At 63.0% G+C, this 25351-nt stretch carries 22 protein-coding genes; 16 read left to right on the plus strand and 6 right to left on the minus strand.

What is annotated here, in order from left to right:
* Positions 1-118 precede the first annotated feature (118 nt).
* Positions 119-2839 (plus strand): NAD-dependent DNA ligase LigA, encoded by a 2721-nt coding sequence (gene ligA / locus F7D09_RS00720; protein ID WP_152233517.1) that lies wholly within the window; start codon positions 119-121, stop codon positions 2837-2839.
* A 178-nt stretch (positions 2840-3017) separates the two neighbouring features.
* Here ligA and F7D09_RS00725 read toward each other — a convergent pair whose 3' ends face one another.
* A complete protein-coding gene (locus tag F7D09_RS00725) occupies positions 3018-3239 on the minus strand; it encodes a DUF6199 family natural product biosynthesis protein (protein WP_152233518.1) in 222 nt (73 codons plus the stop codon).
* Positions 3240-3380: 141 nt separating this feature from the next.
* Here F7D09_RS00725 and F7D09_RS00730 point away from each other — a divergent pair, with 141 nt between their 5' ends.
* Positions 3381-4517 (plus strand): Mrp/NBP35 family ATP-binding protein, encoded by a 1137-nt coding sequence (locus F7D09_RS00730; protein ID WP_152233519.1) that lies wholly within the window; start codon positions 3381-3383, stop codon positions 4515-4517.
* Positions 4518-4680: 163 nt separating this feature from the next.
* Here F7D09_RS00730 and F7D09_RS00735 read toward each other — a convergent pair whose 3' ends face one another.
* The 5 genes from F7D09_RS00735 to F7D09_RS00755 form a co-directional block, all read right to left on the minus strand.
* Positions 4681-5505 (minus strand): hypothetical protein, encoded by an 825-nt coding sequence (locus tag F7D09_RS00735; RefSeq protein ID WP_152233520.1) that lies wholly within the window; start codon positions 5503-5505, stop codon positions 4681-4683.
* A gap of 333 nt (positions 5506-5838) precedes the next feature.
* Positions 5839-7287, minus strand: coding sequence for a type I glutamate--ammonia ligase (gene glnA, locus F7D09_RS00740; protein WP_152233521.1), 1449 nt, complete (start codon positions 7285-7287; stop codon positions 5839-5841).
* A gap of 318 nt (positions 7288-7605) precedes the next feature.
* Positions 7606-8400: a DUF4191 domain-containing protein gene (locus F7D09_RS00745; protein ID WP_152233522.1), complete on the minus strand. Its 795-nt coding sequence runs from the start codon at positions 8398-8400 to the stop codon at positions 7606-7608.
* Between the two features lie 198 nt (positions 8401-8598).
* Positions 8599-10128 (minus strand): FAD-dependent oxidoreductase, encoded by a 1530-nt coding sequence (locus F7D09_RS00750; RefSeq protein WP_152233548.1) that lies wholly within the window; start codon positions 10126-10128, stop codon positions 8599-8601.
* A 220-nt stretch (positions 10129-10348) separates the two neighbouring features.
* Complete coding sequence (locus tag F7D09_RS00755; RefSeq protein WP_152233523.1) at positions 10349-10954, minus strand: DUF3043 domain-containing protein; 606 nt, start codon at positions 10952-10954, stop codon at positions 10349-10351.
* Positions 10955-11099: 145 nt separating this feature from the next.
* On the opposite strand from F7D09_RS00755, the gene F7D09_RS00760 reads away from it, so the two are divergent.
* The 14 genes from F7D09_RS00760 (at position 11100) to F7D09_RS00820 (ending at position 25024) form a co-directional block, all read left to right on the plus strand.
* Positions 11100-12467, plus strand: a complete 1368-nt coding sequence (locus F7D09_RS00760; RefSeq protein WP_152233524.1) for a dipeptidase — start codon at positions 11100-11102, stop codon at positions 12465-12467.
* A 158-nt stretch (positions 12468-12625) separates the two neighbouring features.
* Positions 12626-13405 carry a hypothetical protein gene (locus F7D09_RS00765; protein WP_152233525.1) on the plus strand — a complete coding sequence of 260 codons (780 nt, stop codon included), beginning with the start codon at positions 12626-12628 and terminating at the stop codon, positions 13403-13405.
* A 189-nt stretch (positions 13406-13594) separates the two neighbouring features.
* A complete protein-coding gene (locus F7D09_RS00770) occupies positions 13595-13918 on the plus strand; it encodes a hypothetical protein (protein ID WP_152233526.1) in 324 nt (107 codons plus the stop codon).
* Between the two features lie 158 nt (positions 13919-14076).
* On the plus strand, positions 14077-14649 hold the full coding sequence (locus tag F7D09_RS00775) for a hypothetical protein (RefSeq protein ID WP_152233527.1): 573 nt from the start codon (positions 14077-14079) through the stop codon (positions 14647-14649).
* Between the two features lie 109 nt (positions 14650-14758).
* A complete protein-coding gene (locus F7D09_RS11015; protein ID WP_193312245.1) occupies positions 14759-14905 on the plus strand; it encodes a hypothetical protein in 147 nt (48 codons plus the stop codon).
* An 8-nt stretch (positions 14906-14913) separates the two neighbouring features.
* A complete protein-coding gene (locus F7D09_RS00780; RefSeq protein ID WP_193312246.1) occupies positions 14914-15579 on the plus strand; it encodes a response regulator in 666 nt (221 codons plus the stop codon).
* 103 nt (positions 15580-15682) lie between these two features.
* The gene (locus tag F7D09_RS00785; protein ID WP_152233529.1) at positions 15683-16729 is read left to right on the plus strand and encodes a sensor histidine kinase; all 1047 of its coding nucleotides are present in this window, start codon (positions 15683-15685) and stop codon (positions 16727-16729) included.
* A gap of 169 nt (positions 16730-16898) precedes the next feature.
* Positions 16899-17609 carry a hypothetical protein gene (locus F7D09_RS11020; RefSeq protein ID WP_193312247.1) on the plus strand — a complete coding sequence of 237 codons (711 nt, stop codon included), beginning with the start codon at positions 16899-16901 and terminating at the stop codon, positions 17607-17609.
* 238 nt (positions 17610-17847) lie between these two features.
* Entirely contained in the window at positions 17848-18513 is a 666-nt protein-coding gene (locus F7D09_RS11025; protein ID WP_193312248.1) for a hypothetical protein, read from the plus strand.
* 42 nt (positions 18514-18555) lie between these two features.
* Positions 18556-19086 carry a hypothetical protein gene (locus tag F7D09_RS11280; protein ID WP_226835794.1) on the plus strand — a complete coding sequence of 177 codons (531 nt, stop codon included), beginning with the start codon at positions 18556-18558 and terminating at the stop codon, positions 19084-19086.
* Between the two features lie 203 nt (positions 19087-19289).
* Positions 19290-20402, plus strand: a complete 1113-nt coding sequence (locus F7D09_RS00805; protein ID WP_152233530.1) for a hypothetical protein — start codon at positions 19290-19292, stop codon at positions 20400-20402.
* Positions 20403-20414: 12 nt separating this feature from the next.
* Positions 20415-21266 carry an ABC transporter ATP-binding protein gene (locus tag F7D09_RS00810; protein WP_226835796.1) on the plus strand — a complete coding sequence of 284 codons (852 nt, stop codon included), beginning with the start codon at positions 20415-20417 and terminating at the stop codon, positions 21264-21266.
* Positions 21263-22339, plus strand: a complete 1077-nt coding sequence (locus F7D09_RS00815) for a hypothetical protein (protein WP_152233531.1) — start codon at positions 21263-21265, stop codon at positions 22337-22339. The genes F7D09_RS00810 and F7D09_RS00815 overlap by 4 nt, the downstream gene beginning before the upstream one ends.
* Before the next feature lie 150 nt (positions 22340-22489).
* Positions 22490-25024 carry an exo-alpha-sialidase gene (locus tag F7D09_RS00820; protein WP_152233532.1) on the plus strand — a complete coding sequence of 845 codons (2535 nt, stop codon included), beginning with the start codon at positions 22490-22492 and terminating at the stop codon, positions 25022-25024.
* The last annotated feature ends 327 nt before the right edge of the window (positions 25025-25351 follow it).

Raw genomic sequence — 25351 nt, forward strand, 5'->3', positions numbered from 1 at the left:
AAGCTGACTGGGGGTGGTCTGTGACATCCGCACGCCACCCCATTGGCGGTGCCCGCGGATACAATCGGCTGGACGGATGACGCCGCAGCGGCGTGCGACACGGACAATGGAGGGGATCATGACTCGCGCATCATCATCGACCGGCGGCGGAGACCAGCTGGCATGGGACTTCGACGCCCCCGACGATACGGAGCCGGCACCCGTCGAGAACGCCGGCACGGCGCGGTTCGCACCCGGCACGGCACAGTGGATCGCCGCGTTGCAGCCCACGGACGGCGACGCGGCCAGACTGGACCGCCTCGACGTGGCCGCCATGTCCTCCGAGGATGCGGCCCGTCTGTGGGCGAGGGTCGCCGCATGGGTGGAATCCGACCAGATCGCCTACTACATCGACGATGCGCCCGTGAGCTCCGACGCGGCATACGACGCGCGCCTGCGCTGCCTGCAGCGGCTCGAGGCGGCGTTCCCCGCACTGGATTCCCCGCAGTCGCCCACGCACCGGGTCGGCGGCACGTTCTCCAACGATTTCGCCTCCGTGCGGCACCCCTCGCGCATGATGAGCCTGGACGACGTGTTCTCCATCGAAGAGCTGCGTGACTGGTACGACGGCGTGCGCCGCGACCTCGACTGGCCGGACGGCAAGCCGCTGCCGATGACCTGCGAGGTGAAGATCGACGGCCTCGCCCTGAACCTCATCTACCGCAACGGCGTACTCGAACAGGGACTGACGCGAGGCGACGGCGTCACCGGCGAAGACATCACGCTCAACGTGCGCACCATCGGCTCCATTCCCGCAAACCTGGGCGGCCCCGCGCAGGACATTCCCGAATTCGTGGAGATCCGCGGCGAGGTGTTCATGCGATGGGATGACTTCAAGGCGTTGAACGCCGAACAGGAGGATGCCGGCAGGACGCCGTTCGCCAACCCGCGCAACGCGGCCGCCGGCAGCCTGCGCCAGAAGGATCCGCGCATCACCGCCACACGGCGGCTCAGCTTCTACGCGCACGGCATCGGCACCCTGCGCTGGGGCGCTGGCCGTGCCGCCGGCTCGCACGACGAGATCGCCGACCAGTCGCAGGCGTATGAGCTGTACTCCAAGTGGGGAGTGCCGATTTCGCCTCACAACCGCGAGGTCACCTCGTTCGGCCAGATCCTCGACATGATCGACTATTACGGCGAGCATCGCGGCGACATCGAACATGCGCTCGACGGCATCGTCGTCAAGGTCGACGACCTGGCTTTGCAACGCACGCTCGGCGCCACGTCACGCGCGCCGCGCTGGGCGATCGCCTACAAGTACCCGCCCGAAGAGGTCAACACCGAACTGCTCGACATCACCGTGCAGGTGGGCCGCACCGGTCGCGTCACGCCGGTCGCGGTGCTCAAGCCCGTCTACGTGGCCGGCTCCACGGTCGCGCGCACCACATTGCACAACCCGTCCGAGGTCAAGCGCAAGGGCATCCTCATCGGAGACACGGTCGTCGTGCGCAAGGCCGGCGACGTGATCCCCGAACTGGTCGGACCGGTCATCGAACGCCGCAAGGGTCGTGAAAACGAGCTGCGCGAGTTCGTCATGCCTTCAGTCTGTCCGTCATGCGGCGCGAAGCTCGCCCCCGCCAAGGAGGGGGACAAGGACATCCGCTGCCCCAACGTGGAAAGCTGCCCGGCGCAGCTGACCGAACGCGTGATCTCGCTCGCCTCGCGCAAGGCGTTCGACATCGAGCATCTCGGCGACCAGTCGGCCATCGCGCTGACCAATCCGGAGGAGAACAGGCCGGATTCCGTGGCGACCTATGCGCCGAACCTGACCGAGATCCTGGTCAAGCCAGGCGAGGAGCCGGAACCGTACGAACCGGTCGAAGGACTCGAACTGCCGCCGGTGCAGACGCCGGTGCTCTCCAGCGAGGCGGGATTGTTCGCCCTGACCGCCGCCGACCTGCGCGACGTGCGCGTCTGGCGTGAGGCCCCGATCATCGAAGTGCATGAGACGGTCGACGCCAACGGCCGCAAGAAGAAGACGCGCAAACGCGTCGGCGGCTCCGGCCTGTGGCATCAGGTGCCGGCGTTCTGGACCGCGCCCACGCCGGCGAAGAAACTCACCGCCCGGCAGCTTGCCGCCGGCGGTCCCTCGGATGTCGCGGTGACCGCGTACCCGGATTATGACGTGCCCGCCGACGCGGTGGTCGTGCGCGTGGAGCGGCGTTCCACCAGAGCCGGCGTGACCGAAGTGCCGGTGATCGTGCGGCCGGGCGAGAACACGCGCAAGATGTTCGACGAGATGGACAAGGCCCGTCACGTGGACCTGTGGAGGGTGCTGGTCGCCCTGTCGATTCGTCGGCTGGGGCCGCCCACCGCGCGGCTGATCGCCTCAGCGTTCGGGTCGCTGGACGCCATAGCCGCAGCGGATGTCGACGAACTGACGCAGATCGATGGCGTAGGCCCGGAGATCGCCGAATCGGTCGTTCACTGGTTCGCTGCTGCCCGAGAGCCCGGTGATTGGCGTGGCGAGACGCTTCGTGCGTGGCGTGCGACAGGCGTGGGCGTCGCGACGGCGGAGAAAAGCACGCTGGAACAGACGCTGGCCGGCAAGACCGTCGTCGTCACCGGCTCGCTGGACGGCTATTCGCGCGACTCCGCGAAGGAGGCGATCATCGAACGCGGCGGCAAGGCGGCCGGTTCGGTGAGCAAGAAGACCGATTACGTGGTGGTCGGCGCGAACGCCGGCTCCAAGGCCGCCAAGGCGGAGGAGCTTGGCATCCCCATGCTGGATGAGAAGCAGTTCGCGACCCTGCTGGAAACCGGCGAACCAGGCGAGCCGGAGGAGGGACCCACGGACTGACCTGGCTCCACGGCGGGGTTGTCTGCGGAGCCGACAGGCCCGTTCCCCTCGGCCCCCTCGCTGGAGGGGGCTGGTTCGGCGGGCGTCGGCTGCCTCTCCCTTGGCCCCCTCGGTGGAGGGGGCTGTCGGCGGAGCCGACTGGGGGAGCGTCACCCGCTACAGCGTAACCCCGCTATCCTCACGCCTCCACCGCGAGCAGAATGACCGGCAGCAACACGGCGCCGACCACCATCACCGTGCCGGTCAATCTAATCATCGCAAGCGAGAAGTCGGTCGGCTCCCCGTTCTTGACATCCATCAGGTGGTCGAGCTTCCAGATCAGCTCCGGCTTCCAGAGCAGAAACGCGCCGATGCCGATGAGCGCCACTTCGACGCACAACAGTTGCAGGATGGGCATCATCGTCTCCTTCCCCGCGGCATCGCCCGGACGGGCTTTGCGATGAAATCCATGGTATCTCTGGCATGCCGGCAAGACACGCGCTAGTCTGGTACACGGCAAAAACGGCGACGGTTATGCGTCGCCACTGGATGAGGAGGACGCATGACCGACACCCGTGGAATCGAAGCGGCCATCTACGAGCGGCTGAGCCGCGTCATCGACCCTGAGCTGGGACGCTCCGTCACCGATCTGGGCATGATCGCGGCCATCAACGCGACCACCGCTGATGGAGATGGGGCGGCGACCCCGGCGGACGGCCGTCCCGCCTACGACGTCACCGTACACGTCGAGCTGACCGTTCCCGGCTGCCCGCTGAGCGAGACCATCACCAACCAGATCAACGGGGCCATCGCCTCATACCCGGACGCGCGACTCATCCCGCACATCGAAGTCGGCTCCATGAGCCGCGACAAGCTCAGCGACCTGGTCGCCGACCTCAAGGCCGAACGCAAGCAGAACCCGTTCAACAAGCCCGGCATAAAAACCCGCATCTTCGCCATCGCCTCCGGCAAGGGCGGCGTCGGCAAGTCGTCGGTCACCGCCAACCTCGCCGCCACGTTCGCGGCCCTCGGCTATGACACGGCCGCCATCGACGCCGACATCTACGGGTTCTCGCTGCCGCGCCTGTTCGGCGTACACACGCAGCCCACCAACCTGAACGGCATGCTCATGCCCGTGACCGCGTGGGGGGTCAAGCTCATCTCCATCGGCATGTTCGCCGGCGCCGACCGGGCGATCCTGTGGCGTGGTCCTCGCCTGCAACGGTCTTTGGAACAGTTCCTCTCCGACGTGTGGTGGGGCGAACCTGACGTGCTGCTGCTCGATCTTGCGCCCGGCACCGGCGACATGGCGATTTCGGTCGCGCAGGCGCTGCCCAATGCGGAGCTTGTCGTCGTCACCACCCCGCAGCCGAGCGCCTCCGACGTCGCCGTACGTTCCGGGCTCGTGGCGTTGCAGGTGCCGATGAAGGTGCGTGGCGTGGTGGAGAATATGAGCTACTACGAGCATAAGGGCGAGCGGCTGGAGATCTTCGGCCGCGGCGGCGGCGAGCGGGTCGCCGAGCAGCTGACCGACGCATTGGGTTATGAGGTGCCGCTTATGGCGCAGCTGCCATTGGAGCCGGAACTTCGGGAGACCGGCGAGGCCGGCCGGCCCGCGGTATTGAACGCCGACGGGGCGTTGAGACATGACGGCATCGGCGCCGAGTTCAAGGCACTTGCGGAGCGGCTGCTGCGGTGACCTCGACCGTTCACGATTTGCCGGGCGCGTCAAATCGTGAACGCCAAATGCACAAAAGCGAACATGGTTCCATAAGGGTTTCTAGCAATTGCAAGGGCCGCGCGTGTTCAATCGCACATAGGGCCGTTCACGATTTGCGTCATGACTTAAATCGTGAACGACCCTACGCCAGAATGGTCCCCATCCGCATCAGCTGACGCTGCCGTTCCATGAGCGCCCTTATCACCGCTATGATGCGTTTGCGGGAGGTCTCGTCGCGAAGATCGTCCGCAGTGACCAGGACGATTTCCCATCCTCTGAGCCTCAGCCGGTTGAGACGCCTTGCATCGGCCTTCATCTGGGCCGGATCGGCATGATAATAGCCTTGATACTCTATGCCGAATTTGATTTCCGGATAGGCGATGTCGATGAAATTGAATTCCCCGTTCTCGAAGTCAATGCGGTGATTGGTCACGGGTTTGCCGATGTTGGCGCGCATGACGAGAACGACGACGACCGATTCCGGCGGGGAATCGGTGTTCTCAGCCAGATATGGCAGGATGTTGAGGCATTTCCTGCGCCCGGGGAACTGCGGGTTGTCATGAACATACCGTTCGATGTAGTCCAGTGTCGTCACTTTTCTTCTGCGGTCGCGGCACATGAATGACCCTGCGGTCACGGCAAGGCTTTCCTCACTGCAATGCTGTGCGATCTGCGCCCATGCAGTTTGCGGCGAGACCACATGGAATCTGCCGGTGTAGTGCGGCCGTGGCTGCAGTTCGGCTTTCCATACATGGGTGATGGTCTGGCGTGATCGCCGTCGCGAGCCGCTGTCGGGGAAGACGATATGAGGTTTCGTCTTGTCCAGTAGGCAATCAGCAGGCGTCTGCACGCCCCAGTATTCGACGGCAGAGCAATGGGAGAACACGGGGATGAAACCCACGTCGTCGCATACGGCCAGAAAAAGCTCGGCTTGTTGTTCCGCTCGCTGCTGCGAGTCGTTCAGCATTATAGAGTTCATAAGGTGAACCCTAAAGACTCTGTGATTGGCGTGCCACTTTTCCGGGGCTATGTGGTCGGAGCTTAGGGCATTGAGCCGCCTTCGGCGTGTCGCGGCGTCTCGCCATCGTTCACGATTTGCACGGCCCTGCAAATCGTGAACGATGATCATGTACGATTGCACATTACAACTGGCGGAATGATGCGGATGATGCCTCAGCATATGTGCGATTCTGTGCGGTTTTCCGTTCACGATTTGCCGGGCGCGTCAAATCGTGAACGGTCATAGACATGAAAAAGCCCCTGACGGGATTCCCATCAGGGGCCTTTTCATAGCCATCTATCAGATGTGGAAGTACAGCTCGTACTCCAGCGGGGTCGGGGCCAGGCGGGCCTGGTCAATCTCGCCGCGCTTGAGGTCGATCCACGTCTCGATGAGGTCCGGCGTGAACACGTCGCCGGCGGTCAGGAAGTCGTGGTCCTCTTCAAGGGCGTTCAGGGCCTCGCCGAGGGAGCCCGGCACCTGCTTGATGCCCGCGTGCTCTTCCGGAGGCAGCTCGTAGAGGTCCTTGTCGACCGGCTCCGGGGGCTCGATGTGGTTGAGGATGCCGTCGAGGCCGGCCATCATCTGGGCGGAGAAGGCCAGGAACGGGTTGGACGACGGATCCGGCGCACGGAACTCGATACGCTTGGAGGCGGGGGAGGTGCCGGCCAGCGGGATGCGGATGGCGGCGGAACGGTTACGGGCGGAGTACACCAGCGAGACCGGGGCCTCGAAGCCCGGAACCAGGCGGTGGTAGGAGTTCAGCGACGGGTTCGTGAACGCGACCACGGAGGAGGCGTGCTTGATCAGACCGCCGATGTACCAGCGGGCGATGTTGGACAGGCCGCCGTAGCCCTGCTCGTCGTAGAACAGCGGCTTGCCGTCCTTCCACAGGGACTGGTGGCAGTGCATGCCGGTGCCGTTGTCGCCTGCGATCGGCTTCGGCATGAAGGTGACGGCCTTGCCGGCGAGGGCTGCGGTCTCGTGGACGACGTACTTGTACTTCATCAGGTCGTCGCCTGCGTGCTGCAGCGTGTTGAAGCGGTAGTTGATCTCCTGCTGGCCGGCGCCTGCCACCTCGTGGTGGGAGCGCTCGAGCTGCAGGCCGACCTTCTGCAGGTTGGCGACCATGTCGTCGCGCAGGTCCTGGTAGTGGTCGCACGGGGGAACCGGGAAGTAGCCGCGCTTGACGCGGTTCTTGAAGCCGATGTTCGGGGTGCCGTCCTCTTCGGTGTCGACGCCGGAGTTCCACGGGGCCTCGATGGAGTCGACCTCGTAGAAGGAGCGCTGCATGGAGTTCTCGTAGCGGACCTTGTCGAAGATGAAGAACTCGGCCTCGGGAGCGAAGGATGCGGTGTCGGCGATGCCGGTGGACTTCAGGTAGGCTTCGGCCTTGCCGGCGACCTGACGGGGGTCACGGGAGTAGGGCTCGTCGGTCAGCGGGTCGACGATGGAGAAGGCCACGTCGAGGGTCTTGTGCTTGCGGAACGGGTCGACGAAGGCGGTCGTGACGTCCGGGACCAGCTTCATGTCGGACTCGTTGATGGCCTGGAAGCCCTGCACGGAGGAGCCGTCGAACGGCATGCCGTCGGTGAACGCGTTGTCCAGGAATTCGCTGACCGGCACGGTGAAGTGCTGCTGCACGCCGATCAGGTCGGTGAAGCGCACGGACACGTACTCGATGCCCTCCTTGTTGATCAGGGCTTCGACCTCTTCAGGCGTGTGGGCGAAAATCTTATTCTCTGCCACGATCGCTCCTTTGGTTGTGAGATATCGTTGTGAACTTACAGAAGGTAAGTCTAGGAATGTGAGTTTCGCCCGCTCGTCATTTGGGTTACGAGTATGTTTCGTAATGGCGAACTTGGGTACGGAAACGGCTGTTTTCCAACGGTTCCGGTGTTTCGTGCGAGTTTGCCGCCGATGGGTGGCTGTTCCATGTTATGGACTTGCCGTGGACTGTGCGGTCGGCCGGGCCGCGGCGATTTCGGAAAGGAGCCATGATATGGGAAAGGCCGTTGCGGCGGTGTGCTGCAACGGCCTTGGGGTGCCTGAGTGCCGGCTGATATGTCAGCGGCCGCGCATGGCGCGACGGCTGACCTTCTGCATACGCGTCGGGTCGATGCCCTTCGGGATGCCGGTGTTCTTGTTCTGCAGGGTGCTGAGTCGACGGTTCAGCGTCTCCAGCTCGGCCTTGGTGAGCAGGAAGCGCTCGCGCGGGTGGATCTTGGCGATGAGCGCGTTCTTGTGGTGGGTCGGGCGGTACGCCTTCTTGCGGATGACGGTGTTGCGCACGTTCTTGAGGCGGACCTGGCCTTCGCCCTTGCCGACCAGGATGCGGTAGACGGGGATGGAGGAGCCGGCGGTCACGCTCTTGATGTTCTGCTCCTGACGGTCCATGGCGTGCTTGACGCGGTGATAGTCGCCTTCGCCCAGCAGGTAGACGCCGTTATAGCCGGTGCCGCGCCAGATGGCGTCCTTGGTGCGCGGGTCGATCCAGATCGGCTGCTCGGGGAAGTTGAAGCCGGCCTTGTTGATGTTGCGCAGCACGGTGACCGCGGCGCCCGGACGGCCTTCGAGCTGACGGTAGCCGACCATGTCCGCGCGGCGGGTGAGCACGATGGTGGCCAGCAGGCAGCCGAGCATCACGCCCATGATCATCATGAACACCCATGTGATCACGGACCAGTGGAAGACGATGCCGAGCACGATGAACACCACGACCGGCAGCAGCAGGCCGCAGGCCAGCAGCAGCGGGAGGATCTTGTCTTCTTTATAGGTGTACTTGAAGATCTGGATGATCTGCTTGATCGTGCTTTTCTTCTTCGGCTTGCTCTGCTTGTTCTTCTCGTCCTTGTCTGCCATCTACTTCCTCGCTTGGGTTACGGGTGAACACACTGGGACATCAGTGTACCAGCAGTGTTGGCCCTGCGTTCATCTTCAGCATGTCATCATACATGCCGTGCAGCCGCCATGCGGCCGTTGCGCGCGTTCGTGTCGAACGGGCGCCGATCGCCTCGCTCCTCGCGGACGCCTGTTCGGCTGTCCTTTCCGCCGGCATGGTCACCGCGTGTGCAACGGTCTGCCATCCGCCTTGAGCAGCGTCTCGCCGAGCGTCTCGCTGAACGTGGGATGCGGGTGGATCAGCCGCGCCGCGTCACGCAGCGCAATCCGGTTGCCGACGAGCTGCTCCGCTTCGGCGATGATGTCGGAGGCGACGGGCGCCACGATATGCACGCCGAGCACCACGGGGGTGTCCGGACGGTCCGAATAGACGCCGCTGACCAGCGACAGCGAGCCGCCGGAGCCACTCATCATCATGCGTGCGTTCGACAGCATCGGATAGACGGTTTCCTTGGGTTCGGAGATGTCGTCCCGCGCCCGGGCCTGCGCAAGCGTCAGGCCCACGCTTGCCGCCTCCGGATTGGAGAAAACGACCTCGGGGATCGTCGTATCGTCGACTGGGGCGGGGGAGAGGCCGGCGATCGCTTCGGCGATGACGATGCCCTGCTCGAAGGCTCGATGCGCCAATGCGGGTCCGGTGGTGATGTCCCCCGAAGCCCAGATGCCGTCGACCGCGGTACGGCCAAGATCGTCGGTGCCGACGAACCCGTTCTCGTCAACGCGGACACCAGCGTCTTTCAGCCAGGGTGCGTCGGTGAGCGGGTCGCGGCCGATCGCCACCAGTACGAACTCCCCGGTCGTGTACTGTTCCGCCGTGCTGCCGTCAGAGGTGCCCGGCGTGCGCTGGTAATGCACGACGGCCCCCATGTTGACGCCCGTGTCGATTCGCGTGACGTTCGCATGGTCGATGATGTCGATGCCGTGACGGCGCAGTTCGCGGGTGAGCGTCACGCCGGATCGACGGTCCCATGCGGAGAGCACGCGGTCCTTGCGGATCAGCATCGTGACCTTGCAGCCGGCGGCGTTCCACATGGACGCGAACTCGACGGCGATGGCGCCTGCGCCGACGATGACCGCATTGTGCGGTATCGCCATCGCCAGAGCCCGGGTGGAGTCGATGATCGCGCCATGGAAGGGCGTTCCGGGCAGCGGACGTGGCGCCGACCCCATGGCGAGCACCACATGCCGTGCCGTGATGTCCACGTCAGCCGTGAGCTTCTCGGCCACTTCGGAGCGTACGAACCGTTCCACGACCGACGGCTCGCCATGCGCATCCTGATCATCCCCGCCACTCTGCGCCGAGATCCGCACCCGGAACGGACGCCCGGTCGCGTCCGCCACCGACCCTTCGCCGCGGTACACGGTCACGCCGCGATGCGCGAGCAGCCCGGCCAGCCCCTTCGTCATCGTGTCGACGATGCGTTGCTTGTAATCGTGCAGAGCCTCGTAGTCGACGCCCTCGATCGTCGCGGAGATGCCTAGTTCTCGCCCATATCGAATCGAATCCAGCGTGTGCGTGGCGCTGATGAGCGCCTTGGACGGGATGCACCCGCGGTTCAGGCATGTGCCGCCCAGCGTGGCGTCCCGTTCGATCAGAGCCACCTTCAGTCCCAGCTCCGCCGCGCGCAAAGCCGTCGAGTACCCGCCCGGGCCGCCGCCGATAATCGCCACATCGTATGCTTCATCCATCATGACTCCTTTGTTGCCTGGGCGATGCGTTCGCCCGTCCCCACCAACATTGCTGATAATAGTACATATGTATCAAGACATGTGGCGTGCGTGTCGTGCACGTACTCGGCCCCACCGCCGGACGGCGACTTCTGCCACCGTCCAACACATATGAAAAGGACCCCGCACGGGTCATGCGGGGTCCAGATCAACGTCTATGCAACCGAAATCTATATAACCGTCACTCGGGCCAGTTGCCGTGCTTCGGGCTGCGCGGCTTCGGCAGGCGCCAGCGGCGCACCTGGATGGCGCGGCTCCACGCGTACGTGCCGGAACGCGATCCCTTGGCCACGGACGCCTCGCCGTACTTGGCGATGAGCTTCTTCTTGAGCTTGCGCCACATCACGGCCACGTCGATCACCACGGCGATCAGGTACGCGTACAGCGCGATCATCAGCGGCACCGACAGCGTCGGTCCCACGGCGGTCACGAGGATCGAGCCGACGAGCGTGATCACCGCCACGGGGATGAAGTACTCGCCGAGATTGCGGCGGGCGTCCACATAGTCGCGGATGTACACGCGCCACGGCAGACGCTCGGCCTTCGGCATGCGGCTGATGTCGCCGGTGCGCATCGCCTCGTACTCCTGGTCCTCGCGCTTGCGCTGCCGCTCCCTCGCGGCCTTCGCGCTGGCCTTGCGGTCCTCCGGCACCAGCGGACGCAGGTTCTTCGCCTGCGCGTCCTTCATCTTCGGGGTGGGGCGTCCCTTGCCTGATCCGGCGGACTTGCCGCCGTCGACCGGCTTCTGCGCCTCTTCCTTGTCCTTCTTGAACGGGTTCCATGTCATAGTCCGTCAGATTACGGCCACGTATAGACGCCTCGGCCGCCGCCTGCCGCGCCCCGACCACGCCTTGAACCCGTTACAATGACACGTGACGCTACCGTTGATTTCCGGTCGCCGCGCGCGACGGCCGATGATGGAAAGGGGTCTCATGACCGATACATTCTCCGAGGAGCTCCGCTCCCGCGTGGACGCCGACTTCGACCGCGTGGTCGACCTGCTGGGCCGCAAGATCGCGCTCAAGTCCGTCTCGGCGCAGGGCATCACCGCCGAGCATATGAAGCGTTCGGCGCAGTTCGTCGCCGACGAGCTGCGTGAGGTGGGCGTCGACGCGAAGGTCGTGCAGTCGACCAACCCGGACGGCACGCCCGGCGCATGGGAGGTCATCGGCTCGAAGGTCGTGGACCCCGCCGCCCCGACCATCCTGCTGTACGCCCACCATGACGTGCAGCCGGTGCCCGACCCCGCCGCGTGGGACACCGACCCGTTCGTCGCCACCGAGGTCGACGGGCGCCTCTACGGCCGCGGCTCGGCTGACGACGGCGGCGGCATCGCCATCCACTCCGGCGCGCTCAAAGCGCTCGGCGACGACCTCAAGGTGAACGTCAAGGTGTTCATCGAAGGCGAGGAGGAGATGGGCTCCGCCAGCTTCATCCCGTTCATCGAAAGCCACCGCGACGACTTCGACTCCGACGTGATCGTCGTCGCCGACTCCGGCAACTGGTCCGCCGAAATCCCGAGCCTGACCACGTCCCTACGCGGCAACACGTGCGTGGACGTGCACGTCAAGGTGCTCGAGCATCCGGTACATTCCGGCCAGTACGGCGGCCCCATCCTCGACGCGAACACGCTCGCCGCCATGCTCATCTCCTCCCTGTACGACCGCGACGGCGACATCACCGTGCCCGGCATCGCCGCACAGGAGCCGGTCGGCGGCCTGCAGCGCGACCTGGACGAGCGGACCGTCCGCGCCGACGCCGGCGTGGTCGACGGCTTCACGCTCGCCGGCTCCGGCTCGCTCGCCTCCCGCCTGTGGACCAAGCCGAGCATCACCGTCATCGGCTTCGACGCGCACCCGGTCGAGGGCTCGTTCAACGTGATCAGCCCCGAGACCACGTTCCGCCTGTCCCTGCGCACCGCGCCCGGCCAGCGGCCAGAAGAGGCGCAGGACGCGCTCGCGACGTACCTCGAAGCGCACGCTCCATTCGGCGCCGACGTGCGCGTGGACAAGCTGGAGAACGGCATGGGCTGGGCCATGGACCCGGACGCCGTCGCCACGAAGGATGCGCTGGAAGCCATGCAGGACGCGTTCGGCGTCGAACCCGTCAACAAGGGCGAAGGCGGCTCCATCCCGTTCATCCCCGAACTGCAGCGCATCTTCCCTGCCGCGCAGGTGCTCGTCACCGGTCCGGAGGATCCGAAGGCGAACGCGCACAGCCCCAACGAGTCGATCAGCCTCTACGGGCTCAAGCGCAACATCCTCGCCGAGGCCCTGCTGCTTGACAAGCTCGGCCGCTGACGCAGCCACGGCATAGACAGCCGATTCATGTGACCGCCATGGCCGGACGGGACAAAAACCGTCCGGCCATTCCCGTTTCGGGAATGCCGGCGGCGTGTCGCATCCCCGCGTTCCTCTGCCATTGCATATCCTGAAGCTACCCGCGTAGGAGCGGGCAGATGAGCCAGAACGTCAGGCGGCTCTTGGAACTCACGACGAGGTGCATCATGAACGGGTTCACGATATATCAGACGGGACGTGCTGTCGGTGCCATGCTGCTCACCCTTTCGATGGGTGTTGCATTGTGCGGGTGTGGTGTCGAGTCCAAGCAGTCGGATAATGGCGGTACGTCGTCTTCGCAGACTCAGGGAGGGGGTCGTTTGGCTCCTTCCCTGAAGGCCTATGCGGCGCAGCTGCTTTCCGAGCATTCCTCGTCCATGTCGGACGTTCAGCGGTCGGCTGTCGAACGTGTCTCCCGTACGGGGAAGGTGCCGGCGTCCGACTATGAAACGGCTTTGTCCGGGTATCGCCAATGCATGCTTGCCCGCGGATATAAGGAAATCATCTTCTTAAACACTGGTGGCGGATTAAAGGAGGAGGCCATGCACAGGTCCGGCACGAAGCAGCAGGAGGAGAAGTATGCTCAGGATTCCGCTGACTGCTGGTTCGCTCATGGTGCGGGCATCGCCCATCTGTATGAGACGCAGATTGGTAATCCCTCGTTGTTGTCGGATCCGATGGAGGCCATCGTCGACTGTCTGAAGCGCAAGAAGCTGGTCGACGTCTCATACTCCGCAGAGCAGCTGCAAGAAGAGCGGGGGAAGGCGAGGAAAGCCGCTGCTGGCGGAGATAGACGCTGGCTATACTCGTTTGAGGATTCCACTGAATCGTATGCTTGCCGTGCCGCAAACGGCTGGACCAGTGCCGACTCCTCCGATCCCGTGGAGCAGCTCTGGTGACAGGTGACGTTCCGGAAAGCACATGCCGATCTGATGATATGTCAGGTGGCAAATATCCGGTGTTCTGCTCCCGTTTCGGGAATGCCGGCGGCGTGTCGTGGATTTGTGATCTTTGAAGCGTTCCTATCCTGAAACTGTCCGCATGGTTGCGGATAAACCGTAAACAAATGATGGACAAAGGAGCACATCATGAACAGGATAAAGAGGAAGAGGGTTGCCATCTGTAGCGCCGTTCTTGCCTGCGCTCTTGCTGTTGTCCCCTCCGTACCGGCTCTTGCCGCTTCTGGCAGGATTGACGGTGCGGATGTGAAGGGCAGTTGGGTCTATACGTGGACATATTCGTATGCTGAGGGATCCTCGGCGTCACGTTGCATTTACGTCTGGGTGAAGCAGGACGGAGCGGAGAAATCTGGCAAGGCCAAGTATCCTCGGCAGTGGATTGACGTGGAAATTCGCGGCCATGAGTACGATGTCGACGACGGTGCACGAGTCAACGCGGTGAACTGCAGCTGATGTGCCGGCCAAGTCTCCAGAACAGTTGCCATCGTTACCGTTGGATGGCTGCGGCGCTGTGTGCGGTCCTGAGCGTCACGCTCAGCGGGTGCGGCAATCAGCACAACGGGGCGAATGATAACAGTGCGAACTCTTCGCAGACTCAGGGAGGGGGTCGTTTGGCTCCCTCCCTGAAAGCCTATGCGGCGCAGCTGCTTTCCGAGTATTCCTCGTCCATGTCCGCCACTCAGAAGTCGGCTGTCGAACGTGTCTCCCGTACGGGGAAGGTGCCGGTGTCCGACTACGAAAACGCGATTTCCGGGTATCGCCAGTGCATGCTTGCTTTGGGGTACAAGGAGATCGTGTTCCTTGAGGTCGGCGGAGGCCTGAAGGAGGAGGCCATGCACAGGTCCGGTACGGCTCAGCAGGAGGAGAAGTATGCTCAGGATTCCGCTGACTGCTGGTTCGCTCATGGTGCGGGCATCGCCCATCTGTATGAGACGCAGATTGGTAATCCCTCGTTGTTGTCGGATCCGATGGAGGCCATCGTCGACTGTCTGAAGCGCAAGAAGCTGGTCGACGTCTCATACTCCGCAGAGCAGCTGAAAAAGGAGCGGAGCGAAGAGCGGTCGACGACATCCGGTAGCACGTGGGTGTACTCGTTCAAGGATTCTCCGGAATCTTCCACTTGCTTGGTGTCCAACGGATCGGTCACCGCTGACACGTCCGACCCTGTGGAACAACTCTGGTGACGGCGACGTTCCGGCAATCACATGGCGTTTGGGTGAAACGCCTGCGGTAACGCTCGGCGTTTCACCCAAACGCCACTATCATAATCAGTAACAGACAAAGGAGTTCATCATGAAAATCGCGAGCGCACTGTTGAGCATCGCCCTGTTGTTCGGTACCGGAGCCGTCACATCCGAGCCGGCGGATCCGGCCCCGCAGGTGGCTGGTGTGATGGGCGGATGTCCGCCGTGGCTGTGGTGGCAATGCCATAAGAAATGAGTTCGCATATGAATGATGTTCTGTTGGCTGACGAGTACTATACTGGTCTGACCGTAGCTATCGTGGACAATGCCAAAATGTCATTGCGATTGCTTATCGGTCTTATGCGGGAGTATTTTCCTCATATGGGTGTTCTCTGGAGCACTATGAGTGGAAGTGAGGCTGTGTTACGGTTCAGGGATGGACGTGCAATACCAGACCTACTACTTCTAGACATGTCACTCGAAGGCATTCAGGGTCCTCAGGTTTGCAGGTATATCCGACAGGTGAATGACACTACCCGGATTCTCGGTATTACCAGTTTCAAATTGGACATCTACTGGACGGAAATGCAAAGAGCTGGAGCCCAAGGATTGGAAACGAAAAACGATGATCTGCAACTTGTCAAAGCAGTGGCACGGATCATTCATGGCGTGTGGATGGAGGGATTCGATTCTCCGCAACGGGCGCATGATAATGTCATACGGCAGAAGGATGAGATGGCGCTTTCTCTGCGGGAGCAGGAGGTCCTGGAATATGTGATTGCCCATGGCTCAGCAACCAGTAAGGTGGCTCAGGGGTGTGGTGTTTCGCAAAGCGCTGTCCGCAAGATGTTCCAGTCCATTTGCCGCAAACTGCATGTTGCAGATATTGGTCACGCCATGCTGCAATGGACCCAAGCGCATAGACTGTGAGTAAGTATTCATGTTGTTGTTGGACAAGCGTAGTGGGACGGAGAGTACCCCTTGGGCTCGCATATGCATATCTCTGCTGTTTTTCGTCGTATGTTTTGTCAGCTTGGCATTGGACTTTCCCGTTAATGCTGCCGATATAGCTATCAATCTTTTACTGTGCCTGTGCGTGATCGCTATGCCGTTCGCTCCGATTGCATCTACAGTTGGAGCGGTCATTCTGGACAGTATCGTCACGATGCATATGGTGCATCCTTTGAACGTTGGCACGATGGCGATTCTTCAGGGTGTCGGATTCGTGTCATTCGGGTACGGTGTTATTGCATCATGCGTCGTTCTTCTTCTGGCAGCGGTCGAACAGTTTGCGCTGTCCGCGGTGCTTGCCAATTCAGCGCTGCCTTGGGCTGCATCGATTTCGATTGTTCTGACATATTGTGTGTCTGCTGCAATTGGTTATCTTGCCCGCTGCCAGGTCAGGAGTCAGAGAAAAAACGAACGGGAGAATGATATTCGTCACCACATGGCGATGTGGAAACATGATGTGACGACAGCGATGCGGTTGCACGATCATGCGGCAGGCGATATGTCAATCATTGCGCGCATGGCACAAGGTCATTTGCGCCGCTCTCCCGTCGATGTCGAGGAGTGGACGCAGGTGAATGAACTGGCTTTGAGAGCCTTAGAAGATCTTCATTGCATCATTGATGATTTGCGTTCGCATGAGAATATTGACGAAGAATCAGGCGTCCTGGATACATTGAATCGACATGATGTCACATTATATGTAGAAGAGCATGACTTGAAAATGAATCAAGTCGGTATTCACGGTCATACGACCATTCGCTTCGATGGGTCTTTTGATATGGTTCCGGAGCGGAAGGCGAATCTCGTTTTGCGGCTTGTTGGTGAAATATACACCAACATCGCCAAATATGCTGGTACAGACTACTCCATGACCGTGGCATGGGATACGGAGAAGGTGGCTATCATTGAGAGCAATGATGTCGTTGAGATTGATGAGGTGAGGGCTGACGATATGCGACGAAAGGGTGCTGGGCTTTCTCACTATCGTAGGCTTCTTGAGCGTTCTGGTGGCAGTCTGGAGTATGGGGTGAAGGACGGCCGCTGGAAACTCACCGCCGTCATCCGCTGATACGCAAACGACAAACCGCCCGCCTGTTCCCGTTTCGGGAATGCCGTCGGCGTGTCGTGGATTTGCGTTGTTTGTCTTTCGGATACCGTGGGAGTCATCCACAAGAGTCGTGGATGACCAAACGACAATTGAACATCGGTATTATCAGTGATCTACGAAGGAGTTCATCATGAAGCGTGGTGTCGTGTCGTTTCGTATGGCGGTGACTGTATTGATGCTGCTGGTTGTGTCGTTGGTGTTGTGCGGTTGTACATCGAAGTCATCGTCTTCGGATGGATCCAAGGAGTCGTCGCAGTCGTCTTCCGGTGCGCGTCTGGCGTCGTCGATGAAGGATTACGCGCAGCAATTGCTGGCGTCGCACGCCTTGGAGATGGGGCCTGAGCAGACCGCATCGGTGAAGAAGGTGATCAGCACCGGCAAGGTGTCGAATAGTGAATATGAGGCGGCGTGGGACAGGTATGTGTCTTGCGTGACTGATAAAGGATATGAGAAACCGGTGTGGTACACGTTCCCCAACGGAATCAGAAATCAGCAGCTATTGTCGGCTCCGCCTGACAAAGAGGATGATAGCCAATACGTTAGCAAATGGCTTGATGATTTGCGCTTGTGCTCAAATCGGAATCTTGATGTAATTCAGGACCTCTATGAGGCGCAGACAGATAATCCGAATCTGTATGCGGATCATGACGAGGGCGCGCTGGACTGTCTTAAACGCAAGAAGCTGGTTGCTCAATCTATTACTCTCGATCAATATCGCGAAGATATGGATAAATGGGATCATCGTAGGCCCGGCGAGAAGCCGAAAATGTCATACGATATGGGTGACGACAACGTTTTGGCTTGCATAGCTGCGAACGGCATCAGTTTTAACATGGAGTAAAAGCCGTCTAGCATTTGTTGGATACGATTGATTGGTAATGAACAATGATGATAGCTCATATTAAACGGCTTATGGTGGCTTGCAGGCGTCTGTTGTGCTTGGCTGTGTTGAGTACGAGCGTTGTCGCAATGATGCCGCCTGTTCATGACGGCCGGTGTGACCGGAATTTACGTCGGCCGTCACTGAAAGGAGCACTTCCGTGAACCGTGATGCAGTGTGGAGCCGGATGGTTATGTCCATGATGCTCCTCGTCCTGATGATGTCGCTGTCGGGCTGTGCTTCGCAGTCCTCTCCTGAAGTGTCCGATACATCGCATGAATCCTCCTCGGGTGCGCGACTGGCGTCGTCGATGAAGGATTACGCGCAGCAGCTGCTGGAGTCTCACACATCGCAGATGGGTCCGGAGCAGAAGGCTGTGGTGGAGCGGGTCGTACAGGGCGATGAGCTGTCGAACAGCGATTACGAGGCGGCATGGAACCGGTATGCGCAGTGCATGGTCAGCAAAGGCTATGAGAAGCCGGTGTGGTACACGTTCCCCAATGGCATCAGGGACGATCAGGGGCAGGAGGCTCCGGCCGACGCCCAGACAGGCACGCAGATACAGAAATGGCTCGACGACAAGCGCGGATGCTCCGAACGCAATCTTGACGTGATCCAGGATCTGTATGTGGCACAAACGGATAATCCGAACCTGTATGCGGACCATGACGAGGGTGCATTGGACTGCCTAAAACGCAAGAAGCTGATCGCCGGTTCGGTCACCGTCGGCCAGTACCGCAAGGACATGGAGAAGTGGGAGAAGGCACGTGCGGAAGGCGGGAAGGCGAAGATATCGTTCGACATGGATGACGTCAACGTCATGGCCTGCCTCGCCGCGAACGGCACCCGCTTCGACATGGGATGACGACTCTGCATCGACATCGTTATGAATCATCAAAGGAGTGACATGATGAAATGGTTTTATCACTTGAGCGACCAAGGGCATGCAGCTTCGACAGGTATGAGCTCGCTTGTGATTAGGACAGGTGGGGCTTTCATGGTCATCCTGTTGGTGTTGGCGCTCGTCGGCTGCGGCACCCAGCCTGCGGAGGATTCAAAGGAGTCGGATTCGACAGGTCCTATGCCGGTGTTCCTGTACGCGGCGTCGACCGGTGACGCCGAGGCGTCGTTTTCCAAGGGGAAGGTGAAGCTTGCGGAGGCGTCCTTCCGGAAGTCGTTGAAGATGACGGATTTCCGCAGTGATGATGATCTGCTGGATCATCGGCATACGCTGACGGTGAAGAACCAGACGTCGGACGGCGACGGCCTTGTGGCGTGCGAGATCTATGTCGGAACCAAACTGGTCGACGCCCAGTACAGCCGCAGCGGCTCGGTCTCCTGCTCCTATGATTCGTGGCGTCAGGAGTTCCCCGGCCGTACGCTCAACCTGCCGAAACTCGATCAGTTCGGCAACGACCTGCACCGCCTGATCGGCTGACGGAGACGCCATGACCTGCCTTGCCGTGAACGGCTTCACCCATGTCGACCTCAAGACGTCCCCGGTCGAACACCTGTGGTGAGCATGACGCCGCGCACGTTCCCGTTTCGGGTACGTGCGCGGCGTGTCGCGTGAGCGGCCGCGCGGCAACGGTGCTATAGAGGAGACAACAGACGAAACGCGACGGCAAAGGAGCTGGAACGATGGCAAGGAAACGCAAGCAAGCGGCACAGGCCGCATCCGGGGCGCGCGGACGCGTCTCGGCCACATGGCTGCTGGTCGCCGCCGTCACATCGGCCGCGCTTGCCGTCGGCGGCTGCGCACTATGGCTGCCCGACCGCGAACCCGCCCTGCTCGGCGCCGCAGGCGAAGTGACCAGCGCGCCCGCCGGCGTGCAGGAGTATTCGGGATCCACGCAGATGACCATGGTGCCCACGCTCTCCACGGAACGCGAACTCGTCGGCAACGCCACCGGCACCGTCACCGCCGACTGGTCCGGCGACGGGCTGACATCCGGCCGCCGCGCATACGGCGTCGACGGGCGTCCCGTGGTGGCGCTCGCCACCGCCTCTCCCATGTACCGCGACCTGAAGACCGGCGACAAGGGCGACGACGTGCTCGCGCTCAACAACGAGCTGAGCCGCATCGGCTACACGGCGTCCGCCGGCTCGAACACGTTCACCTGGTATACGGGACGCGGCGTCGCCCAGCTGCTCAAGGACAACGGAGGCACGGCCGACGTGGCCGACGACGGCGCGGTCACGCTGCGGCTGTCCGACATCCTGTGGCTGCCCTCCGCGTCGATGGGCGTGCCGGGGGAGTGGTCGGCGGTGGCCGGCTCTCCCGTCACTGCCGGATCGCCGGTCGGCAAGGTGACCGGCACGATCACCAAACTCTCGTTGAAGAACGCGCAGCCGATGGACATCGACCGCACGGTGACGATCATCGACCAGTCCACCACGCTCAAGGCGGGCACCACCGAGATCACCGACGCCGAATTCTGCGCGAAGGTCGCCGCGACGCCGGCGGTCAAAGCGATGAACGCGGAAATGATGGCCGCCGGCATCGACGTGCAGGTGCAGCTGGCCAAGCCGGTGCAGGCGCTGCGCGTGCCGGCGGCAGCCGTATTCGGCATCAGCGGCTCCACCGGCTGCATCGTGCCGCTCAACGGCGCAGGCAAGGGCAAGCCGGTGAAAGTGGGCGTCGTCGGCTCCGAACTGGGTGCAAGCCTCGTTTCCGGTGCGGACGGTGCGGACGTGTCCTCCGTGACGCGCGTGGAGATCGGCTCCCGCCTCGACTCGCTGCAATGCCGGTGAGAGGAGGCCGAAATGGGCATGAAAGGCTGGCTGCGCCGGCGCTCCAGAGCGGGGGACGCGGCAAACGTGCATGACATCGGCGTGTTCGAGGAGACCGGATCGGCGGATCCGTCCGGAGCGCCGGAAGCGGCGAAGACCGCGCCGCTGCCCGACCGCTGCGTGCGCCTGAGCGGGGTCGCCCACCGGTTCCCCGGCACCGACGTGCTGTTCGAGCGGCTTGACGACGTGATCTCGCCTGGCGAGGTGGTGGCTGTGTGCGGACCTTCCGGATGCGGCAAATCCACGTTGCTGTCGATCGTGGCCGGCTGGGAGAAGCCGTGGCGGGGCACGGTGGAGCGCCGCGGCATCGGCCGGGTCGGCTGGGTGTTCCAGAACCCGTACGGCGTGGCCGGGCGCACCGCGCTCGACCATGTGACGTTCCCGTTGCTGGCCAAGGGATTGCGCCGCCGCGACGCCGAACCGGAGGCGATGGCCGCGCTCGACCTGTTCGACCTCGGCTATGCGGCGGGCCGCCGCTTCTCCGACCTGTCCGGCGGCGAGGCGCAGCGGCTCATGCTCGCACGCGCCGTCTGCTCGCGGCCCGACCTGCTGCTCGTCGACGAGCCGACCGCCCAGCTGGACACGCGCACCGCGCACTCGGTCAGCCACGTGCTCGGCAACCTCGCCGGCAAAGGCATGATCGTCATGGTCGCCACTCACGATCCCGACACGCGAGACGCCTGCGACCGGGTGATTGACCTCGCCCACTACGCTCCGCAACCCGGCGAGATCGTGGACGGTGAGCCCTCGAATGACACGGATGTCGCAGCGTCCGCAACTGCCGGACTGCAGCCGGCCGACGACGGCAAGGGGGCGGTCTCATGAGACTCGCGTCGATACTCTCCGAAGCGTTGCGCAACATCGCCTCAGGCACGTCGCACGCGTTCATGATGATGCTCGCCGTGCTCATCGGCGGCACCCTGCTCGGCGGCTACGAGACGGTGAACATCGCCGGACTCGAAAACCAGGCGGCGGCGCGCGTGAGCGCCTACGCCGACGCCCGCGCCGTGGTCGGCGGCAAGGTCGACGGCAGCGCCTGCGACCGGCTGTCCTACGGCATGGGCGACTCCGCCGCCTCAGGCGCGATGCGGCAGGCCACCGCGGTGATTCCCGCCTCCACGCCGGGCCGTGAACTGACGACCTACGAGGTCACCGCCGGCATGCTCCGGATGGTCTCATCCGGTACGCCTTCGTCGCGTATGGACGTGTCCGGCGCGTGGGTGTCCAAGGACGTGTCCCACGACTTCGGCCTGGTCACCGGCTCCCGGCTACAGACCACGCGCGGCATGCTGACCATCGCCGGCGTGTTCGACTGGCCGAACGACGGGCGCGACACCCGGTTCGCCTACGCGATGCTCATCCCCGCACCCGCATCCTCCGGGACATTCGACGAATGCTGGGCGCGCTCCTGGCCGGAAAGCGAGCAGATCGACTCGCTGCTGCTCTCCACCGTCGCCTCGTCGAGCGACGGCCAACGGGCGGGCGTGACCGGCGTGAACAAAGGCTTCGACATGCACTATGACGCGCAAGCCTCGTATCATGCGCGCATGACCCGCTGGACGCCGCTCGTGGCGCTCGGGCTCGGCCTGCTGCTTGGCCTCGTGGCGACACGGCGACGCCGTCTCGAATATGCGGGAGCTCTGCACTCGGGGCAGGGCAAGGGCGCGCAGCTGCTTGAGATCGGCGTGGAGACGCTCGTCTGGGCGGGGCTCGGCACGCTTGCATCCTGCAGCCTGGTCGTCGCCTGCTGCCTGCGGCTGACGCACGATCCGGGGACGGTCACGCTCGCCTCCCTGCGCCCGCCGCTCATGCTGTTCGCAGGCGCGCTGCTCGCCGCGCTGGCTGCTGCGCTGCCCATCCGGCAGAGCCAGCTGTTCCGCTACTTCAAGAACCGGTGAGTGGCGTCGGCTGAATACGGTGCCGAGTGTGGTGTTTCCGGGCGTGTTGCGATAGACTGGACGGCAGTGTGAAGTCCCGCAGGAACAAGGATGATTGCCCGTGGGACGCGATGACGCGATCACACGGAGAAAACAGAAGGAAGAACACCCATGGCACCACAACCCCGTTCAGGAGGCACCATAGGAATCACGGCGGCCATCGCCTCGATCGCGGCGCTGGCCACGCTCGGCTGCGGCCTCGCCGCCCAGCCGGTCAACGCGGTCGCCGCGGAGGGCGACATCCTCAGCGCATGGACCAAGCCGGTGTCCGGCAACCTCAGCGAACCGTTCCCCGACAAGACGGAACAGGCGCTCGGCAGCCAGAAATTCCGCATCCCCGGCCTCATGAGGCTGCACAACGGCTGGTACCTCGCCTCCGCCGACGTGCGCTGGGGCACCACCGCCGACTCGCCGGCGAACATCGACGCCGCCGTCAGCATCTCCAAGGACGCCGGCAAGACGTGGACGCTGAGCATGACCGACCATTTCGTCGACGTCAAGGACGCGACCACCGACTGGAACGGTGTCGACTGGCCGGCCAAGCCCAACAGCAAGGCCGACCGCAACGCCTCGTTCATCGACCCGTCGATCCTGCAGTCCGCCGACGGCACCATCTACCGGGTCATCGACGCGATGCCCGCCTACGTCGGCAACTTCAACGGACCGCAAGTCGGCAAGCAGAGCACCGGACTCGACGCGAACGGCAACATGCTCATCGGCAAGGGCGAAGCCGACAAGGCCGCCAGCGTGGAAGCCTCCAAGTACACGTACTACATCGACAACGGCACCACGCGCAGCGTGACCGTCAACGGCGTCTCGCGCACGCTGCGGCCCATCCGCCAGATCAGCGACAACGCGCAGCAGAACGTCTGGGTCGACGCCGAATACAACCTGTACGACCAGACCGGCGACACGTTCACGCCGCAGATGACCAAGCAGTACAAGACCGCCGTCGCCAAATCCGACGTCGACATCCAGAACAACGTGTTCTACTCGCAGGCCGAATGGAAGGTGTACCCGACCGCCTACCTGTGGCTGCGCAAAGGCACCGTCACCGACGACGGCATCAGCTGGAGCGACCCCGAAGTCCTCCACAACGTGAAGACCGGCGCCAACGAAGGCTTCCTCGGCACCGGCGTAGGCCTCGGCAAAGCCGTCATCAAATCCGACGGCACCGAACGGCTCCTCTTCCCCGTCTACGACAACGTCTCGGGACTGCACGCCAGCGTCATCTACTCAGACGACGCCGGCAAGACCTGGCATCGCGGCCAGAAAGTGCCCGGCATGTCCACCAGCGAATCCGAGATCGTCGAAATGCCCAACGGCAAGCTGCGCATGTACTCGCGCAACACCACCAACTACGTGGCCAGCTCCGTCAGCTCCGACTACGGCCAGACCTGGAGCACCGCCCAAACCGAAAGCGCCCTCGTATGCGGCGCCGACGATAAGGTCTCGTTCATCAACGTCGCCGGCACCCTCACCAAGGACGGCAAGACCTACGGCAACCTCGTCATGGGCTCCTACACCGTAAGCCGCAAACGCGTCGGCGGCATCATCCGCATCGGCTCCATGGACGCCGACGGCAACGTCACCTGGCTCAACGCCAACGACTTCCGTTACCCGACCAGCGAGCACTTCTCCTACTCGTCACTCGCCCAACTCGACGGCAACCGCATCGGCCTGTTGCGCGAAATCACCGCCGACGCCGGACGCATCGTCTACGACACGTTCGACATCACCGACCTGCTCAACAAGGGCACCGTCACCGGCTGGACCTACACCGCCGACACCAGCAAGCTGACAAGCAAGATCGCCGACATCGAAGCCGCGAACCCGCAGGAAAGCGCCTACACGCCAGACAGCTGGAAGACCTTCGCCGACGCGCTCGCCGACGCCAAGACGATCGCGGCCAAGACCGGCGCCACCGAAACCGAAATCGTCGACGCGCTCGACGCGCTCACCGCAGCCTACGACGCGCTCACCGCACGCGCCGACACGACCGCGCTGACCGCCAAGATCACCGCAGTCGAAGCCGAACAGCTCAACCGCGACGACTACACGGCCGACAGCTGGAGCACCTACGCGGTGGCGCTCGCCGAAGCGAAAACCATCGCCGCCGACGCGAACGCCACACAGGCACAGGTCGACGCGGCGCTCAAGACGCTCACCGAGGCGCGCGACGGACTGCAGGCCAAGGAGACGCCGGACCCCGACCCCGAACCGGAACCCGGTGAGAAGCCTGCCACCCCCGAGCAGAAAGCCGCCCTCGACAAGGCCATCGCTGACGCGAAGTCCGAGAACCTCAGCCGCGACGACTACACGGCAGACAGCTGGAAGGCATACGCCGACGCGCTCGCCGAAGCCGAACGCGTCGCCGCCGACAACGCCGCCACCGCCAAGCAGGTCGACGCGGCGCTCAAGGCGCTCGCCGACGCGCGGGCAGGGCTCAAGGCCGCCGACAACGGCAAGCCCGGCCCGACGCCGGAACAGCCGAAGGATGACGGCAAGCCCGACGGTTCCGACGCCGGCAAGAAGCCGGTCCTGTCGAAGACCGGTGCCGCGGCCGACGCCGTGACAGCGGCCATGTTGCTGCTGGTCGCCGCCGGCGTGACCGTGATCACCATCCGCCGCGTACGGCTGCACTGACCGCTATAGCGGTTGTCCCGCTTCCAAGCCCCCTCGGTGGAGGGGGGCTGTCGCGGCCTGTGGCCGTGACTGGGGGGAGCGATAGCGGCCGAAGGCCGCCAACGCAACGGCATCGCGATAACTCGCGATACTGTGTCTGCTGGCGGCACTGACGTGCCGCTATCGCTCCCCCAGTCAGCTTCGCTGACAGCCCCCTCCACTGAACTGCACCCCGATTGTTGGACTGCGATAATGCAGATTCGATGATTGGAGGTGCGGTTTCTCATGTGTGGGGATCGCAGGCGTCATTACGACGACGGTTTCATGAGGAAGGTCGCGGACCTGATC

The sequence above is a fragment of the Bifidobacterium leontopitheci genome (assembly GCF_009193355.1).
GTDB classification, from domain to species: domain Bacteria; phylum Actinomycetota; class Actinomycetes; order Actinomycetales; family Bifidobacteriaceae; genus Bifidobacterium; species Bifidobacterium leontopitheci.

Coding starts and splice junctions, on each gene's coding strand:
- F7D09_RS00810 (WP_226835796.1), top strand. CDS start 20,415: ATGGGCATGAAAGGCTGGCTGCGCCGGCGCTCCAGAGCGGGGGACGCG.
- F7D09_RS00820 (WP_152233532.1), top strand. CDS start 22,490: ATGGCACCACAACCCCGTTCAGGAGGCACCATAGGAATCACGGCGGCC.
- F7D09_RS00745 (WP_152233522.1), bottom strand. CDS start 8,400: ATGGCAGACAAGGACGAGAAGAACAAGCAGAGCAAGCCGAAGAAGAAA.
- F7D09_RS11280 (WP_226835794.1), top strand. CDS start 18,556: ATGATGAAATGGTTTTATCACTTGAGCGACCAAGGGCATGCAGCTTCG.
- F7D09_RS00725 (WP_152233518.1), bottom strand. CDS start 3,239: ATGATGCCCATCCTGCAACTGTTGTGCGTCGAAGTGGCGCTCATCGGC.
- F7D09_RS00805 (WP_152233530.1), top strand. CDS start 19,290: ATGGCAAGGAAACGCAAGCAAGCGGCACAGGCCGCATCCGGGGCGCGC.
- F7D09_RS11025 (WP_193312248.1), top strand. CDS start 17,848: ATGATGCTCCTCGTCCTGATGATGTCGCTGTCGGGCTGTGCTTCGCAG.
- F7D09_RS00780 (WP_193312246.1), top strand. CDS start 14,914: ATGAATGATGTTCTGTTGGCTGACGAGTACTATACTGGTCTGACCGTA.
- F7D09_RS00735 (WP_152233520.1), bottom strand. CDS start 5,505: ATGCTGAACGACTCGCAGCAGCGAGCGGAACAACAAGCCGAGCTTTTT.
- F7D09_RS11020 (WP_193312247.1), top strand. CDS start 16,899: ATGAAGCGTGGTGTCGTGTCGTTTCGTATGGCGGTGACTGTATTGATG.
- F7D09_RS00750 (WP_152233548.1), bottom strand. CDS start 10,128: ATGGATGAAGCATACGATGTGGCGATTATCGGCGGCGGCCCGGGCGGG.
- F7D09_RS00760 (WP_152233524.1), top strand. CDS start 11,100: ATGACCGATACATTCTCCGAGGAGCTCCGCTCCCGCGTGGACGCCGAC.
- F7D09_RS00770 (WP_152233526.1), top strand. CDS start 13,595: ATGAACAGGATAAAGAGGAAGAGGGTTGCCATCTGTAGCGCCGTTCTT.
- F7D09_RS00755 (WP_152233523.1), bottom strand. CDS start 10,954: ATGACATGGAACCCGTTCAAGAAGGACAAGGAAGAGGCGCAGAAGCCG.
- F7D09_RS11015 (WP_193312245.1), top strand. CDS start 14,759: ATGAAAATCGCGAGCGCACTGTTGAGCATCGCCCTGTTGTTCGGTACC.
- F7D09_RS00730 (WP_152233519.1), top strand. CDS start 3,381: ATGACCGACACCCGTGGAATCGAAGCGGCCATCTACGAGCGGCTGAGC.
- ligA (WP_152233517.1), top strand. CDS start 119: ATGACTCGCGCATCATCATCGACCGGCGGCGGAGACCAGCTGGCATGG.
- F7D09_RS00765 (WP_152233525.1), top strand. CDS start 12,626: ATGAGCCAGAACGTCAGGCGGCTCTTGGAACTCACGACGAGGTGCATC.
- F7D09_RS00815 (WP_152233531.1), top strand. CDS start 21,263: ATGAGACTCGCGTCGATACTCTCCGAAGCGTTGCGCAACATCGCCTCA.